Here is a 16,332-nt window from a genome sequence, read left to right as displayed (position 1 = left end):
TTCAGGCCTTGAGCACAGCGGTGCCGCCCAAATAAGGGCGCAGCGCCTCGGGCACTTCAATCGAGCCATCGGCTTGCTGGTAGTTTTCCAACACGGCCACCAAGGTGCGGCCCACCGCCAGGCCAGAGCCGTTCAAGGTGTGTACCAGCTCATTCTTGCCCTGGGCATTCTTGAACCGCGTCTGCATGCGGCGCGATTGAAAGGCCTCGCAGTTCGAGCAGGAGCTGATCTCACGGTAGGCGTGTTGCGCCGGCACCCACACTTCGAGGTCGAAGGTCTTGGCGGCCGTGAAGCCCATATCACCGGTGCACAGAGCCAAGACCCGATACGGCAGGCCCAGGGCTTGCAGCACCGCCTCGGCGTGGCCCACCATCTCATCGAGTGCGGCATAGCTGTGGTCCGGGTGAGTGATCTGCACCATCTCCACCTTGTCAAACTGGTGCTGGCGGATCATGCCGCGCGTGTCGCGCCCGGCAGAGCCGGCCTCCGAGCGGAAGCAAGGGCTGTGGGCGGTCAGCTTGATGGGCAATTCATCGGCCTTCAGCACCTGTTCGCGCACGCTGTTGGTCAGCGAAATCTCCGAGGTGCTGATCAGGTACTGCTCGGCCTGGGCTTCATCGCCGCCGCGGCTGACCCAGAACATGTCTTCCTTGAACTTGGGCAACTGCCCCGTGCCTTCCAGCACTTCTCGGTTGACGATGTAGGGCGTGTAGCACTCGGTGTAGCCGTGCTGCTGAGTTTGCATGTCCAGCATGAACTGCGCCAGGGCGCGGTGCAGGCGGGCGGCTGGCCCCTTCAGGAAGGAGAAGCGCGAGCCCGAAAGCTTGGCGCCGGTGTCAAAGTCCAGCCCCAAGGGCGCGCCCAGGTCCACGTGGTCTTTGATGGCAAAGTCAAAGGCGCGAGGCGTGCCCCAGCGGCGCACTTCCACATTGCCGGCTTCGTCGGCACCCACCGGCACGCTGTCATGCGGCAGGTTGGGGATGCTCATCAGCATGTGGTTCAGCTCGGCCTGGATGGCCTCCAGCCGCTCAGCGCCGGCCTTTTGGGCGTCGCCAATGCCGCCCACTTCGGCCATCTCGGCCGAGGCGTCTTCGCCTTTGCCCTTCTTCATGCCGATTTGCTTAGACAGCGCGTTACGGCGCGACTGCAGCTCCTCGGTCTTGACCTGCAGCGCCTTGCGCTCGGCCTCCAGTTCGGTGAAGCGCGCCACATCCAAGAAGGCTTGGGGCGATTTACGTGCATTCAATTTGGCGACCACACCGTCCAGGTCGCGGCGCAATTGGGTGATGTCGAGCATGACAATCCTCAAAAATGATTCAGCGGTGATGAGTGGCGCACGAAGCAGACCGCACAGGGCCTGGCCAGCGCCCACTCAGCATTCGAAAAGCAAGGGGTCCAGGGCTCAGGATCGCGACGCCGCAAACTCGGCCATGGACTTGTCGCCCAAGCCTTTGGGCAGAGGGAACTCGATGGTCTCCTCCACCCCTGGCAGGCGGCGAACGGCCAGTGCACCCAGCTCGCGCAAACGGGCAATCACCTGCTGCACCAATACATCGGGTGCAGAAGCCCCTGCCGTCAGGCCCACACGCTGCCGACCTTCAAACCACTCGGCCTGCAAGTCGTCTGCACCATCGACCATATAGGCGGGCGTGCCCAAGCGCTCAGCCAATTCGCGCAAGCGGTTGGAGTTGGAGCTGGTGGGGCTGCCCACCACCACCACCACATCCACCTGGGGGGCCAGCAGCTTGACCGCATCTTGGCGGTTTTGCGTGGCATAGCAGATGTCTTGCTTCTTGGGTTCGCGCACCAGCGGGAAGCGGGCTTTGACGGCATTCAAGATCTCGGCCGCATCGTCCACGCTCAGGGTGGTCTGCGTCACCACCGCCAGCCTGTCAGGGCGGGTCACAGCCACCGTCGCCACATCGGCTACGTCTTCCACCAGGTAAATGCCCTCATGCAACTGGCCCATGGTGCCTTCCACCTCGGGGTGGCCCTTGTGGCCAATCATGATGAACTCATAACCCTCTTTGGACAGCTTGGCGACTTCCACGTGCACCTTGGTCACCAAGGGGCAGGTGGCATCAAAGACCTGAAAGCCGCGCTGCGCCGCCTCTTGGCGCACCGCCTGAGAGACGCCGTGGGCCGAAAACACCAAGGTGGCGCCCGGCGGCACATCAGCCAGGTCTTCAATGAAGATGGCGCCCTTGGCTTTGAGGTCGTTCACCACATAGGTGTTGTGAACGATCTCGTGGCGCACATAAATGGGCCGCCCAAAGCGCACCAGGGCGCGTTCGACGATCTCGATGGCGCGATCGACACCGGCGCAAAAGCCGCGCGGCTCTGCCAGCAGCACTTCCGCGTCATTCATGGCAGGCAGGCTCATCACATCACTCCAATGATTTGGACCTCAAAGGTCACGGCTTTGCCGGCCAAGGGGTGGTTAAAGTCAAATTCCAGCCAGCCTTCACCCAGGGCTTGCAGCACGCCGGCAAAACGGCCACGGCCATCGGGTGTCGGAAACTCCACCACATCGCCCACGCTGTATTCAGCATCGGGATCGGCCATGCCGTCTAGGGCGCTGCGCTTCATGCGTTGCACCATGTCTGGGTTGCGCTCGCCAAAGGCTTCGCCGGGTGCCAGCGTAAAGGTCGTGCGCACGCCCTCGGCCAAGCCGAGCAATTTGGCTTCAATGGCGGGCGCCAACTGGCCCGCGCCGAGCGACAAGGTCGCCGGTTTGTCCTGAAAGGTCGTGACCACATCGGCCCCGTCTGGGCCGGCAAGCCGGTAATGCAGGGTCAGGAAAGACCCTGGCTGAATGGTATTCACAAGCACGACCTCAAACTGATACGCTGGGGGCGATTTTAGGGGTGGCCCACGCAGGCCTCTGGCACAAACCGTGACCTGGCCCCAAAACAGGGAGGAAACATGACCATCAAGGACTTGCCCAAGGCCCTACGCCCCCGTGAAAAGCTGCTGGCTCACGGCCCGACGGCTTTGGCCGACGCTGAACTCTTAGCCCTGCTGCTGCGCACCGGCACCCGCGGCATGGGGGTGCTGGACATGGCCGATGCGCTACTGACTCGATTCAATGGTTTTGGCGGCTTGCTGCACTGCAGCGCCGAAGACATCAAGGGCATCAAGGGCTTAGGCCCCGCCAAGCGGGCGGAAGTGAGCGCCGTGCTGGAGATCTCACGCCGCGCCCTGGCCCAGCAACTCAGCGCACGCCCGGCCTTTGACACGGTGCAACGGGTCAAAGACTACGCTGCGCTGCAGCTCGGCGGCCTAAGCCGCGAGGTGTTTGCAGTGATGTTTCTGGACGCCCAACACCGGCTGATCGCCTGGCAAGAGCTGTTTCAGGGCACGCTGAGCCAAACCAGCGTTTACCCGCGCGAACTGGTGCGGCGGGCCATGGAGATGAATGCCGCCGCCGTCATCCTGGCGCACAACCACCCCTCGGGCGTCGCTGAACCCTCTAGGGCGGATGAGTTTCTGACCAAATCCATCCAATCCGCGCTGGCCTTGGTGGACGTGCGGGTGCTCGACCACATGGTCGTGGGCCAAGGCGAGGTGGTCAGCCTGGCCGAACGAGGGCTGATGTAGCCCGCCAGAGCACGCCGCCCTGTAAAACGGGCATCATTGCCGGATGGTGACGGTGAAAGACTGGAAAGAGCTGGGGGCCGTGCGTGAGGCCTTGCGCCAAGCCCGGCTGCAAGAAGAGGCGCGGCGCGCCCAAGAGGCGGCCGAAGCGGCTCGGCTGGCCCGCGAGCGGCAATTATTTTCGCTAAGCGTAGGGCCTGTCGCACCGCTCAAAGACAGCGGCAGGGCTGAGTTGCAGCGCAGCGTGCCCACCCCCGAGCCCCGCCAGACCCTGGCTGATGAAGCCGCCGCTCTGCGCGAGGCCTTGTCGGACGAAGTGGATGTGGAGTCTCTGCTGCTCACCGACGACGGCCTGAGCTACCGCCGCCCCGAGGTGTCTGAGGATGTGCTGTCGCGCCTGCGAAGAGGCCAGTGGTCCATCCAGGGCGAGATCGACCTACACGGCCTGCGGCGCGACCAAGCCCGCGAGGCCGTGGCCAGCTTCATCTTGAAGGCCCACCAACAAGGCCGGCGCTGCCTGCGCGTGGTGCATGGCAAAGGCCACGGCTCGCCGGGGCGCCAACCCATCTTGAAGACCAAGGTTCAACGCTGGCTGGCGCAGCGCCAAGAGGTGATCGCCTTCACCCAGGCCAGCGGCCCCGAGGGTGGCGCCGGTGCCTTGATCGTGCTGCTGGGCTCCAAAACCCGCCGCACACCCCGCCCAAGCCAAGCCTGCGCGCCGGCGTGAAACGCCAAATTGTGGGCGGGCTTGGCACAAAGCCACGGTATGGCCGCTGCTAGCATCCTCCGCCTGCACTGCTTGCGCCGCTTGGCCCCCACCAGCGGCCCGATGAGCGCGCCTCGCTAACGCCCCATGACTGCCCTTCACCCCCCTGCTACCGCCCGCTCCCAACGCATTCGCCTGGGAGTGGACTTCCACGTCTGGGACGAGCTGTTTCAAGGCTCACGCAGCCACCTCCTGGGCCTCTACCGCGCGGCCATCCGCTTGGCGCCCGACATCGACTTCGTCTTCTTCTTGGACGGCACCGACAGCCTGAGGCAAGCCCACGCGGAGTTCTCAGCCCCGAACGTGACCCTGGTGCATATGCCCAAACGCTCTGGTGTGCTGCGCCTGGGTCTGCAACTGCCTTGGCTGCAGTGGCGGCACAAGATAGACCTGCTGCACATGCAGTACAAGCTGCCGCTTGTGCGCTTGGGGCGCTGTGCCTGCACCATTCACGACGTCCTGTTCGAAACCCATCCGCAGTACTTTGAGCCGGCCTTTGCGCGGCAGATGCACTACTTTTGTACCCGCTCTGCGCGTCAGGCAGCCCTGCTGCTGACCGTCAGCGACTACTCCCGCCAGGAGATGGTGCGGCAATACGGCTTGGCACCCGAGGCGGTTCAAGTCACCGCCAATGCAGTGGACAGCACCCGCTTCTACCCAGGCGATGCGGGTGAAGACCTTGTGCGCGGCTTGGGGCTTGAGCCTGGCCGCTACATCTTGACGGTAGGTCGACTGGAGCCACGCAAAAACCATGTCACCTTGCTCAAGGCCTATGCGGCCTTAGGCCCCGACTCACCGCCCTTGGTGATCGTAGGTCAGCGAGATTTTCAGCACGACGCCGTGTTCGAGACCATCGCTGCCCTGGGCCTTAAAGACCGCGTCAAGGTGCTGGAGAAGGTCAGCGATGCTCAATTGCCGGCCGTGCTGCGCCATGCGCAAGTCTTTGCCTACCCCACTTTTGCAGAAGGCTTTGGCATGCCCGTGTTAGAGGCCATGGCCAGCGGCGTGCCGGTGATCACCGCCAACACCACGGCACTGCCCGAAGTGGCAGGAGACGCTGCGCTGCAGGTCCACCCCAGTGATGTGCCAGGCTTGAGCGCGGCCTTGCGTGAAGTGCTCACTAACGGGCGTCAGGCTCACTCCATGGTGCAAGCCGGCTTGCGGCAGGCCGCGCGTTTCAGTTGGGATGCCTCGGCGCTCACGCTGCTGGCGGGAATTCGTCACGTTTGCAGGGGCTGACACACTAGCGTCGGCGCCTATCGGCCACCTGGCCGGGCCTGTTGAGGCCATGATTTGTATGAGTTCGTGACGCACCGCACGGCTCACCGTGCAAAGAAGGTATCGCTAGCGCAAAGCCCCCCATAGAATTCATTCCGCACCAACGTTCTGGGCTCGGAGATAGGCGAAACAGGCTGTTTCAATATCTCGCTGAAGCTCCGAGTCATCTTTATGTTTCCAGTGTTTACCTGAAAGGTTCAACCATGTTCAAGCAAGTCGCCAAGCAAGCTCGTGCCACCCAACGCGGCCAGGGCATGACCGAGTACATCATCATCGTCGCCCTGATCGCCGTCGCCGCGATCATCACTTATCAGTTCTTCGGTAGCGCTGTGCGTAACCAGACCTCTGCCATTGCGTCGGAAATCGGCGGCGACCAAGCTGCTGCCAACACGGCCAACAACAAGGCCGAGGCAGAAGGTAAGGCCGCCACGACCGATGCCGCCAACAAGCGCACCCTGAGCACCTTCACGTCCGAAGGTCGTCCTCAGTAATTTCTGGCGTGGCGTTTACAGGCAGTCATAACGGTGATGCTGTATTTGTTCCAAACAAATCTTTAGTATTCGCCCATGCAGTATGTAAACCCTCACCTTAGACCCCACCTGCGCCGCGCCCAGCGCGGCCAGGTGCTGGTCTTCGGAATTTTTGTGGCGGCCGTGGCCGCCGCAATGCTTTTCTTTGTCTTCAATTCCGGTCAGTTGATCCGTGAGAAGACCAAGCTGGTCAACACCACCGACGCGGCGGTTTATGCCGCTGGTTTGCTGGACGCCAGAACCCTGAATTACACCGCCTACGGCAACCGGGTGATCGTGGCCAACACCATCGCCATTGCCCAGATGAACAGCCTGCAATCGTGGTTGACCATGCTCAACACGGCGGGCGATGACGCGATTGTGCTGCTCTCGGGCAAGTACCCCGAGATGGCTGGTCCGGTGGCTGCCGCTCAGCAGCACGCGCCGCTCATGCAAGGCGAGCTGGTGGACAGCGGTGTGCTGGGCGCACTGACGGGCTTATCAGACCAACGCAGCCTCTACACCATTGCGGGTTCTCAGTTCTTGGCCTTCCAAATGCTGAGAAAAGCGCGCGCGGATGCCGTGGATGATGTCTTGGCCACCACCTACGCCAATGACGGCGCCATTCCGCAAGCTGACCCTATGCCACTGGCCAACAGTTTGGGCGCCGCCGACACCGAAGAAGAGTGGCGCAATGGCGGTGGCGGCTTTGTCCGCATCATGGGCGGGCAGAACCGAGGCCGTATGCTGGCCACCGTTCTAGCCGCCCAAAGACAAGACCCCTTCATTGGCGAGCCCGGCACGGCCGACCCCACCCCCATGGAGCGCAATTGGGAGATGTCGGTGCCCAGCACGTTTTGCGCGGGTCAAAACGACAGGCTACTTCGCCGTGGCAAAACCTGGATTACTGAAGACGGCGATGCAGGCAACCTGGACAACCCCGGCAAGCCAGGCTTTGCACGCTGGACCTCTGAAGACGAGCTGGTGGAAGTCTTTTACAGTGCTGAAGACTGCAGCACCGAACAGCGCAAACGCATCTTGTTTGGCCGCAACTCCTTTGGCAGCGGTGCTGCTGGGGGCAGAGGTTATTCGGGGATTCCAGATTACTTTGACTTGGAAGCACCGGACCCCAATCTCACGCCCGATGAACAAGACGCCAGAATGCGCATGGTCTACGGCATCCGCGTGATGCGCAAGGTGGCCGACACCGCCACCTCGGAAGGTCGCTCGGTGGTCAAACCCACCGATAAACTCAATGCCTACAAAGCCCAGCCGGCGGGCGCGGCACGTGAGTTGGTGGCCGTCGCCAAGACCGAAACCTTCTTCAGACGCGACGGCGCAGCGCGGCTCAATCTGCAGACGGGTACCGAGGAGCGGCCGAATCTGTTCAATCCGTTTTGGCATACCCGTTTGGCCGATGCCAAGGGCGAAGTCAATGCTGCCCGCAGTTTGCAAGGCGCTGGGGGCATTTGATGACACTGCGCACCCGAAGCTCCCACGGTCAGGCGATGACCGAGTTCATCATTTTGCTGGCTGGGGTGATCGTGCCCTTCTTGCTCTTGATGCCGATGATCGCCAAGTATCAAGATGCCCAGCACCAGACCCAGATGGCCAGCCGCTATGTGGCTTTCGAGGCGCGCACGCAGTCTGATGATGCCAACAACTGGCGCCCCGACGATGTGTTGGCCCGCGAAGTACAGAACCGGTTTTTTGGCGAGCACGGCAGTCGTATCACCTCCAACCCCAGCAGCCCAGCCACCGGCCCCTGGAACTGGACCGACCCCACGCACCGGGCGCTGCTGCCCAACCCCAGCGCAGCAGTGGCCATTCGCACAGGCCCCAATGGCCAGGGCAGCGGCACGACCAACGGCTTCGACCCCAGCACCGATGCGTTTGCCAGTGCGGCCTTTCAAGGCGGGATGGAGCCGCGTTACTTGGGCTTGAAGGGCCGGGGCTTATTCACCGCCACCGTCGAGGTCAACCTTAACCGCCTGCCCACGGTAGGGCCGGGCTTTATGGGCTCCAGCTTTGCGCCTTTCGATGCGATGAACATGCGGCTCTCGGCTCGAACGACCACCCTGACCTCGCCTTGGACCGCTAAAGACCCCGCACAAGTTTTGCGCCAGATGGGCACCCGCGAGGGTGATGTGTTTGCCTGGGTGTTTCCGTCGCAGGGCCTGACCCTGACCAATGACTACCCCCAGTACACCACCGACCGCATCGTGAAGATCGTGTCGGATGTCGAAGCCACCGGCAAGATCAAAGGCCCTGAGATTGGCCGGCTGGAGTTTTGGCAGGACATGCCGGCTCCTGATCGGCTCAAGCCCAATTAAGCCGCCCGCTGGATGCGGCTATCGCCTGTGATGTGCCCTGCTGCTTCCGATGTATCGGCCAGCTTGTCTTTCGTGTTTTGGAGTAAGGCGCGAAGACTGGTGAAGCTGGCTGGCACAGGATTGGCCTGCTTGCTTGCGCTTTGTTCCAGCCCGACTTGGGCTTGGCCCACGATTGCCTTGCCCCCCCGCGCAGCGGCTCAAGACATGGGCGGCCCCATGATCCACAACGGCACGCCCATGCGAATGCAGGGTTTTGTCAGCCCCGATAAGCCCGGCGCCGTCACGGCTTGGTTTGAAAGAAGCTTGGGCCAGCCTGTGGCAAGGAGCGCCCAGGGAAAGGCCATGGTGTTGGCCAAGTACATCGACGGTTTTTATGTCACGGTGCAAATTGAGGCCACGTTTCCGGGCTCCCAGGGCTTGATCGGCATCACCGATATGCGCTCGGCCGCCGAGATGCGCGAAGATTACCGTGCGCGCTTGAGCAAACTGCAAGACCGACTGCCGGTTGGCTCGGTGATCAAGAGCCACAGCACGAGTGTGGATGGTGCGCGCAAAAGTATGCAGCTACTCTTCACGAATACCAGTTCTATGGCCATCAATTCCAGCCATTTAGTGGGTATGCTCAAGGGCGAAGGCTATGCGCTTGAGCGACAAGCGGGCTCCGGCCCGCAAAGCCCGGGCAAGCCCGGCGAGTTGCTGTTTTTTCGGGGGGAAGGCAAAGAAGCCACCGCCACCATTTCGCTAGAACCACAGGGTCAAACTGCTGTATTTTTGGTCACTGTTGCGGGAGGCTAACCCAGATGATCCGAGGTATGAATATCCGCTCACGTCGTTCCGCGCAAGGTCAGACCATGGTCGAATACGTGGTTATTCTGGTCGCCTTTGCCATCGTTTTGCTGATTCCTTATGACGGCAAGGCCTCAGTGATGGACCAAATGCTGTCGGCGCTGCTGGAGGCCTACAAGCGCTTCAGTTATGCCTTGTCATTGCCCACCTGAGACGCCGCCGCGTCTGCCCCGCCCTCTTTTTGCTGAGCTTTTGTTGTGAACGCACCCTCCGCCTCCCCCTCCCTCAAGTCCACCCGGGGCGCCACGAGGCGCACTTGGATCATTTTGGTGGTGGCCCTGGTTCTGGGGGGCGCCTCTGCGATGCTCAGCCTGAGTTATCTGAACCGTCAAAAGGCCGCCATCGCAGCTCAGGCCAACGTGGCCAGTGGCGTTAAGGTCGCGATGATGGTGGCCAAGCGGCCCCTGGGCCGCGGTGATGCCATCACCGGCGACACCGTTGCGGCGCGCGAGATCCCTGTGGAATACGCTCATTCGCTGGCCCTGAAGGCCGATGACTTTGATCGCGTGGAAGGCAAACTGATGGCCTATCCCGTCAAAGCAGGCGAGATGATCCTGCCAAGCCTGATTCAAGGTGGAGCCGCCACCTTCTCGGCGCGGGTGGAGCCCGGTCGGCGCGCCGTGACGATGCAAGTCGATGAGATCAGTTCCATCTCCGGTTTGGTCGAACCCGGGGACTTGATTGACTTGCTGCTCACCACCAATCAAGGCGCCCGCCGCTCTGCCCCCATGCCCGTTTTGCTGGGCGTCGAAGTAATGGCCACGGGCCAGCGCGTGGCCAACGACCCGCGCACGGGCGAATCTCGCCGCTACTCCACGGTCACGCTCAACACCACGCCCGAGCAAGCCCGCAATGTGATCACTGCTCGTGAAATGGGCAAGATCACCGCATTGCTGCGCAACCCCAAAGACAAGCCCGCCGGAGCGGTTGAAGAGGTGGATGTGAGCATGTTGGAGGATGGACCGGCTTCGCCAATGGCGGCACCCCGAGGCCGCCCCGCGCCCCCCCCCGCCCCCGAGGTGCAGGTGCTCTACGGTGGCGCAGGCAAGTCCAGCTCTCAAGGCAAGGTCATGACCAATCTTTCAGGCGCGCCCGCTGAAGCACCGCCTCCCGCTGCTGCGGCCACGCCCAGCATCACGCCCGGCCGGTGATGGCCCAGACCCTGTTGGCAACCCCGCGCACCGGAACCCTCATGCTGTTTTCTTCCATCCTCCGCCCTCAGGCCCGCCCCCTCGCTCTTTGTGCACTGGCCGCTTTGTGCGTGCCCCTGGCTGGCCAAGCCCAGACGCCAGCCACCTCGTCTGCACGCGCCACCCCCGCAACTACTGCCCCCGTGGCCGATGCAGAGGTGCAGTTGTACGTGGGCGAGACGCGCTTGTTCCCTGCCCCTGGCGTGAAGCGCATTGCCGTAGGCAACGGCCAATTGATCACCGCCAATGTGCTGGATGGGCGGGATGTGCTGGTGTTTGCCAATGCACCGGGCGTGACCAATATGATGTTCTGGGATGCGGCTGGCCGCATGACGGGCATGAAGGTCACTGTGACCGCCAACGATGCACGAGGTTCGGCCAAAGAGATTGCCAGTTTTCTATCCACCATTCCGAATGCCCGCACCTCGCTGATTGGTGACAAGGTCATCGTCGAGGGTGACAACCTCGCCGACCGAGATTTGGCCAAGATCGATGAGCTGAGCAAGCGCTATCCGCAGGTCGTAAATTTCACCAGCAAGCTGGGCTGGGAAAAGATGATCATGATGGACGTGAAGGTGGTGGAGTTCCCTACCAACCTGTTGCGTGATATTGGCCTGAAGTGGAATGCCACGGGAGGCGCTGCCATTGGTGGTATTTGGTCACCCGCCACCTTTGGTGGCCGCAGAGACCTTGACATCACCATCCCAGGCTCTCCTTCCCTCCAAGGTTTGGGTGGTTCAAACGTATCGTTCACAGACAAGCTGAATATCCTTTCTGCAATGAATTTGGGGCTGGCAGGTACGCTCAATCTGTTGGTGCGCGATGGCCAAGGCAGCATCTTGGCCGAGCCGCAGCTTTCCGCCCGAAACGGCTCCAAAGCCACATTCTTGGCTGGCGGCGAGTACCCCTACACCGTCTCTTCCATCAACGGCCAGACCGTTTTCTTCAAGCCCTTTGGCATCAAGCTCGACATCGTGCCGCAGGTGGATAAGAACAATATGGTGCGGGCCGTGATCGACAGTGAGGTCAGCTCGCTGGACACCTCTTTGTCCACGAACGCTGGCCCGGCCTTGTCCACGCGCCGCACCAGCACCGAATTCAACGTCAAGGCAGGTGAAACGATGGTTTTGGCCGGCCTGCTGTCTCGCAAGACCACCAGCACCATCGACAAGGTTCCCTTCCTGGGCGATATCCCAGTTCTGGGCGCCTTGTTCCGATCCAAGCGCTTCCAGAACGACGAAACCGAGTTGGTGGTGTTTGTAACGCCCACCATCGTGGACGCACACACCTCCTCCTTGACCGCCAGAGTGGACGATGCCACCCAGCGGCTGGAGCGTGATGCGGGCAAATCCCCCTACCTGCCCGCCATTGAGACCCTGCCTCCGGCCAATGCGGTGCAGGCCAAACCTGTCAGCCTGCCTCAACCCGCCTTGGTGGCCCCCACCCCTGTCGTGGCCAGCTCGCCGGCCAGTCCGGCGGCTGTTGCGGCCCCCAATCCAGCGCCTGCATTAGCCAATCCTCCTGCGGCAATGCCGGCGCGTGTGACGGCCCCCACTCCGGCGGCAGCCCCCTCAACCGCTACTGCAGCCACGGCCGCCATGCAGGCCACCGCCAATGAAAGGGCCGTCGCACAAGCGGCCGAGGCTTTGGCCGCCCAGCGTGCGGCCGCCGCCAAGCCGACCGCCGCCGACATCGCCGCCGAGGCAGCCCGGCGTGCACCCCGTAACGAAACCACGCCATTGACCGGCATGCCCGTCTCCGGCGATGGCTCGCTGGCCGCAGGCATGTACCGCGTCAATCAGTACGACCTGCCCCTGAGGTCCAGTGCCGAGTTCGATGGCCGCGTCTTGCGCTATTTGCCCTTGAACGCGGTGGTTGAAGTCTTGCCGTCTGGCCGCAAAGGTTACTTTGTGGCGGTCAAGGTGGGCGAGCAAACCGGCTGGGTCGGGGCACAGTGGTTGCGTGCGCAGTAAGGTAGGTGCACGGCCATGATGAACATTGAACTGACCCGGCCCGACGGGCAAGCCAGTGCTGTTGCGGTGGCCGATGACTGCATCATCGGCAAGAGCAATGAGTGCGACCTGCGCCTGAACAACTGGCGCATCGGCCGCGAACATGCGCGGCTCTTCAACACACCTTCTGGCGTGTTCATTGAAGACCTCGGGGCTTTTGGGGGTGTCCAGGTCAACGACCAGCGTATTGACCTGCAGTACGGTCCGCTGAGCATCACCGACCGCATTGTCATTGGACCCTTTCGCCTGAAGTTGCTGGCCAGTGCGCAAGAAGCCATGCCCTGGCAAGCGCCGACAGACTCGCTTGCATCCACCCGCCGCTTAACCCGAAGAGCCAGCGACCATCTGCACGGCAATCAGCTCACCGCCGAGGACCTGCGCGGCGCTTCGGAGTTTGGCCGCCGAGCACAAGACCAAAGCTTGCGAGTGGCCCCAGCGGCCAGCGCAGCGCCAGGCTTTGAGCGCATGCCCAACCCCGTGCCGTCGAGCGGCGTTGCCGTCGGCGCGCCCGCGTATGCAGCGGCGGTGCCCTTGGCACGCGTGGAGCCCGCCAACAACCCACTGAAGCTGCTGGAGTTTGAATGGCGACGCCGCCTGCATGGCCTGCTGATTGAAAGCATGGACCTGCGGCGCCGCGATGTGTCGTCGATGACGGACGAGCGCCTGCGCAGCGAAGCCTCCAGCCTGATGGACGGAGTGATGGAAAGTGTGGCCGATGAGATTCCGCCACAGCTCAACCCGGCCCTGCTGCGCAAGCAGGTGATTGACGAAGCCGTGGGCTTAGGGCCGCTGGAGGAACTGCTGTTGGATGACTCCATCAGCGAAATCATGGTCAACCGCTTCGACAGCATTTACGTCGAGCGACGCGGCCAACTCCACCCTTATCCCTTGAGCTTCACCAGCGACAAGGCCGTGATCAGCGTCATCGAGCGCATCGTGGCACCGCTGGGGCGCCACATTGACGAATCCAGCCCCATGGTGGATGCCCGCCTGAAGGATGGCTCGCGCGTCAATGCCATCATTCCGCCGCTGGCCATTCACGGCTCGGCCATCACGATTCGTAAGTTCCCCAAGCGCAAGCTGACCGGCGATGACTTGGTCAATCTGGGTTCCGTCAGCCCTGAGATGCTGCGCTTCTTGAAGGTCTGCGTCGAGGCTCGCAAGAACATCATCATCTCCGGGGGCACGGGCTCGGGCAAGACCAGCTTGCTGAACATCTTGTCCAACTTCATCCCCGACAGCGAACGGGTGATCACGGTCGAAGATGCTGCGGAGTTGAAACTGCACCACCATCACCTGATCAGCCTGGAAGCCCGGCCGCCCAATGCTGAAGGCAAGGGTGCCGTGGCGATCCGCGACTTAGTCAAGAATGTGCTGCGCATGCGGCCCGACCGGGTGGTGATTGGCGAGTGCCGGGGCGCCGAAGCGCTGGACATGCTGCAGGCCATGAACACCGGCCATGAAGGCTCACTGACCACCTTGCATGCCAACACGCCCCGCGACGGTCTGGCCCGCTTGGAGACCATGATCTTGATGGCTGGGGCGGACCTGCCCCTGCCCGCCATCCGCGAGCAGATAGCCAGCGCGGTGGACATCATCGTCCAGCAAACGCGCTTTGCCTGCGGCACACGGGCCATCACCCACATCACCGAGATCAGCGGCATGGAAAGTGGCCGCTTCCAGATGCAAGACTTGTTCTTGTTCATGCAGCGCGGCTACTATCCAGAAGGCCACCCCAAGGCGGGCAAAGTGCGCGGCTACTACACCGGCTGCGATGTGATCCCGACCTTCTATGAAGACCTGAACGCGCGCGGCGGTGCCTTGGATTTGCGCTTGTTTGCGCCGGTCTCAGAAGAGTTGGCCCTGTCCCAGAACGCGGGGCCAACTTATGAGAGCCAAACAACTGGAGTGGGCTCATGAATGCCGACTGGTTGATCCCCGTCTTGGTCGCGCTGACCGCCGCCCTGGCAGTGGCAGCGGCTGCTTGGCTGGTGATTCAATTTGCGCCGAAAGCGATTGATGCCTATGAGGGCCGCTTCACTCGGCTGACGCAGTCACATACGCGGGATCTATTTCTATCCTTGGACCCCAAGGCTGCCTTTGGCATCAACTTATTCGCCATGATCGCCGGTACCTTGGTGATTTGGCTGATCACTGACAGCGTGCTGCTGGCCATGTTGGGTTTGGTGGCTCTGGCGTCCATGCCTCGCATCATTTATGCACGCATGCGTGCAGCACGTCTGAAGAAATTTGACCAACAACTGCCCGACTCCTTGATGATGATCGCCGGCGGCCTGCGCGCGGGTCTGAGCCTCTCTGGCGCACTTCATCATTTGGTGGAAGAAGCTCCGGCCCCCCTGCGGCAGGAGATGGGCTTGGTTCTGCGTGAAAACCGCCTCGGTATGCCACTGGACAGCGCCTTGACCAATCTGGCACGGCGTGTCCCGACCACAACGACGATCTTGGTGGTGTCGGCCATGCGCGTGGCCAATGAAACGGGCGGTGGCTTGGCCGAAACACTGGAACGCACCTCCAACACCGTCCGCCGCAAATTGCAGATGGAAGACAAGATCGACGCGCTGACCTCCCAAGGCAAGTTGCAAGCCTGGGTCGTAGGCTCCATGCCCATCGCCTTGATGCTGGTGCTCAACCACATTGAGCCCGTGGGCATGCACGGTTTGTGGCACACCACCCCGGGCTGGATCGCCTTGGGTGTAATTGCTGTGCTTGAAATCATTGGTGTGCTGCTGATTCGCCGCATCACCACCATTGATGTGTAAATCGCCGTGGACAGCCTGATCAACGCTTCTTGGATATTGCCGCTGGCCGCCTTGCTCATGGGGGCCGTGGTCGGTGTCGCGATTTGGTTTGCTTTGGGGCTTCTGCCTGACCCTCCCGAAGAAGATCGAGAGTTCCGAGACCCTCCACCGCTTGGTTTCCGCATGTTGTGGTGGCCAGTCCAGTGGATGGAGCCTCGCTTCGACCGCCTGCTCTCACGCCAAACCCGTTTGGCCTTTGTGTTGAAGCTGCGTCAGGCCGGTTTGGAGTTTTCGCTCTCTCCAGGGCAGTTCTATGCCGGGCAATTGGCCTTCATGATCACCAGCGTGGTACTCATGGCTCTGCTGCTGGCGGTCTTGACGGGTTTAGGGACCGCCGACGCCACCAAGGGCGAATTCGAAGTGGGCTATGGCAACTCTTTGCTGCTGATCGTCATGGTTGCTGCGCTGGGCTGGTTTTTGCCGCTCGTTTGGTTGCGGGACAGGATCAAGGCCCGACAGCGCGAGTTCGTGCGTGCCCTGCCCTTCTTTCTTGACGTGATCACCCTTTGCGTTGAAGCCGGTTTGAACCTGCAAGGAGCGATCACACAGGCGGTGGCCAAAGGCCCACGCGGCTACTTGCGCGACGAGTTTCAACGTGTTTTGCGAGATATTCGCGCCGGCAAGTCGCGTGCTGAGGCCCTGCGCGACATGAGTGACCGCGTCAAGGATCAATCGCTGTCGCACTTCACCTCGTGTGTCATTCAAGCAGAGCGCATGGGCATGAGCTTGGGGCCTATGTTGCGCACTCAGGGTGAGCAGCGACTCAACGAGCGCTTCATGCGTGCGGAGAAGTTGGCATTGGAAGCTCCGGTGAAGATGCTCTTCCCTCTGATTGCCTGTATCTTCCCCTGCACCTTCATTGTCCTGTTATTCCCTATCGTCTCGCGACTCTTGGCGGCAGGCGGTTGAGCACCACATGGCCCTCCAGATTAAGTGCGCTGACACCTTTTGGTCCCGCTTCAAAGGCCTGATGTTCAACCCG

The 16,332-nt window shown here is 61.9% G+C and carries 16 protein-coding genes; 13 read left to right on the top strand and 3 right to left on the bottom strand.

The genetic code is table 11. The features are described 5' to 3' along the window. Position 1: 1 nt before the first annotated feature. The 3 genes from serS to ACIQ3Q_RS18980 form a co-directional block, all read right to left on the bottom strand. Positions 2-1,297 (bottom strand): serine--tRNA ligase, encoded by a 1,296-nt coding sequence (gene serS / locus ACIQ3Q_RS18990; RefSeq protein WP_396270764.1) that lies wholly within the window; start codon positions 1,295-1,297, stop codon positions 2-4. Positions 1,298-1,402: 105 nt separating this feature from the next. Next, a complete protein-coding gene (gene ispH, locus ACIQ3Q_RS18985) occupies positions 1,403-2,383 on the bottom strand; it encodes a 4-hydroxy-3-methylbut-2-enyl diphosphate reductase (protein WP_396270763.1) in 981 nt (326 codons plus the stop codon). Next, positions 2,383-2,826 carry a peptidylprolyl isomerase gene (locus tag ACIQ3Q_RS18980; RefSeq protein ID WP_396270762.1) on the bottom strand — a complete coding sequence of 148 codons (444 nt, stop codon included), beginning with the start codon at positions 2,824-2,826 and terminating at the stop codon, positions 2,383-2,385. The genes ispH and ACIQ3Q_RS18980 overlap by 1 nt, the downstream gene beginning before the upstream one ends. Positions 2,827-2,925: 99 nt before the next feature. On the opposite strand from ACIQ3Q_RS18980, the gene radC reads away from it, so the two are divergent. The 13 genes from radC to ACIQ3Q_RS18915 all read left to right on the top strand — a co-directional run bounded on the left by radC (position 2,926) and on the right by ACIQ3Q_RS18915 (position 16,259). Next, complete coding sequence (gene radC, locus ACIQ3Q_RS18975; protein WP_396270761.1) at positions 2,926-3,600, top strand: DNA repair protein RadC; 675 nt, start codon at positions 2,926-2,928, stop codon at positions 3,598-3,600. A gap of 43 nt (positions 3,601-3,643) precedes the next feature. Continuing rightward, positions 3,644-4,324 (top strand): Smr/MutS family protein, encoded by a 681-nt coding sequence (locus ACIQ3Q_RS18970; RefSeq protein ID WP_396270760.1) that lies wholly within the window; start codon positions 3,644-3,646, stop codon positions 4,322-4,324. A 126-nt stretch (positions 4,325-4,450) separates the two neighbouring features. After that, on the top strand, positions 4,451-5,602 hold the full coding sequence (locus tag ACIQ3Q_RS18965) for a glycosyltransferase family 4 protein (protein ID WP_396270759.1): 1,152 nt from the start codon (positions 4,451-4,453) through the stop codon (positions 5,600-5,602). Positions 5,603-5,844: 242 nt separating this feature from the next. After that, the gene (locus tag ACIQ3Q_RS18960) at positions 5,845-6,132 is read left to right on the top strand and encodes a Flp family type IVb pilin (protein WP_396270758.1); all 288 of its coding nucleotides are present in this window, start codon (positions 5,845-5,847) and stop codon (positions 6,130-6,132) included. A gap of 75 nt (positions 6,133-6,207) precedes the next feature. After that, a complete protein-coding gene (locus ACIQ3Q_RS18955; protein WP_396270756.1) occupies positions 6,208-7,623 on the top strand; it encodes a TadE/TadG family type IV pilus assembly protein in 1,416 nt (471 codons plus the stop codon). Beyond that, on the top strand, positions 7,623-8,483 hold the full coding sequence (locus tag ACIQ3Q_RS18950; RefSeq protein WP_396270755.1) for a hypothetical protein: 861 nt from the start codon (positions 7,623-7,625) through the stop codon (positions 8,481-8,483). The genes ACIQ3Q_RS18955 and ACIQ3Q_RS18950 overlap by 1 nt, the downstream gene beginning before the upstream one ends. Before the next feature lie 342 nt (positions 8,484-8,825). After that, on the top strand, positions 8,826-9,278 hold the full coding sequence (locus ACIQ3Q_RS18945; protein ID WP_396270754.1) for a hypothetical protein: 453 nt from the start codon (positions 8,826-8,828) through the stop codon (positions 9,276-9,278). A 17-nt stretch (positions 9,279-9,295) separates the two neighbouring features. Further along, a complete protein-coding gene (locus tag ACIQ3Q_RS18940) occupies positions 9,296-9,481 on the top strand; it encodes a hypothetical protein (RefSeq protein ID WP_396270753.1) in 186 nt (61 codons plus the stop codon). A 45-nt stretch (positions 9,482-9,526) separates the two neighbouring features. Beyond that, positions 9,527-10,480 (top strand): Flp pilus assembly protein CpaB, encoded by a 954-nt coding sequence (cpaB, locus tag ACIQ3Q_RS18935; RefSeq protein WP_396270752.1) that lies wholly within the window; start codon positions 9,527-9,529, stop codon positions 10,478-10,480. Positions 10,481-10,521: 41 nt separating this feature from the next. Further along, entirely contained in the window at positions 10,522-12,492 is a 1,971-nt protein-coding gene (locus ACIQ3Q_RS18930) for a pilus assembly protein N-terminal domain-containing protein (protein WP_396270751.1), read from the top strand. Positions 12,493-12,507: 15 nt separating this feature from the next. Next, on the top strand, positions 12,508-14,451 hold the full coding sequence (locus ACIQ3Q_RS18925) for an ATPase, T2SS/T4P/T4SS family (protein ID WP_396270750.1): 1,944 nt from the start codon (positions 12,508-12,510) through the stop codon (positions 14,449-14,451). Next, positions 14,448-15,311, top strand: coding sequence for a type II secretion system F family protein (locus ACIQ3Q_RS18920; protein ID WP_396270749.1), 864 nt, complete (start codon positions 14,448-14,450; stop codon positions 15,309-15,311). Before ACIQ3Q_RS18925 ends, ACIQ3Q_RS18920 begins: the two co-directional genes overlap by 4 nt. Before the next feature lie 162 nt (positions 15,312-15,473). Beyond that, positions 15,474-16,259 carry a type II secretion system F family protein gene (locus tag ACIQ3Q_RS18915; RefSeq protein ID WP_396270748.1) on the top strand — a complete coding sequence of 262 codons (786 nt, stop codon included), beginning with the start codon at positions 15,474-15,476 and terminating at the stop codon, positions 16,257-16,259. Positions 16,260-16,332 lie beyond the last annotated feature (73 nt).

It is taken from the genome of Ideonella sp. (assembly GCF_044358605.1).
Lineage (GTDB): Bacteria > Pseudomonadota > Gammaproteobacteria > Burkholderiales > Burkholderiaceae_C > Ideonella.
This window is presented reverse-complemented; position numbering and strand designations above follow the sequence as displayed.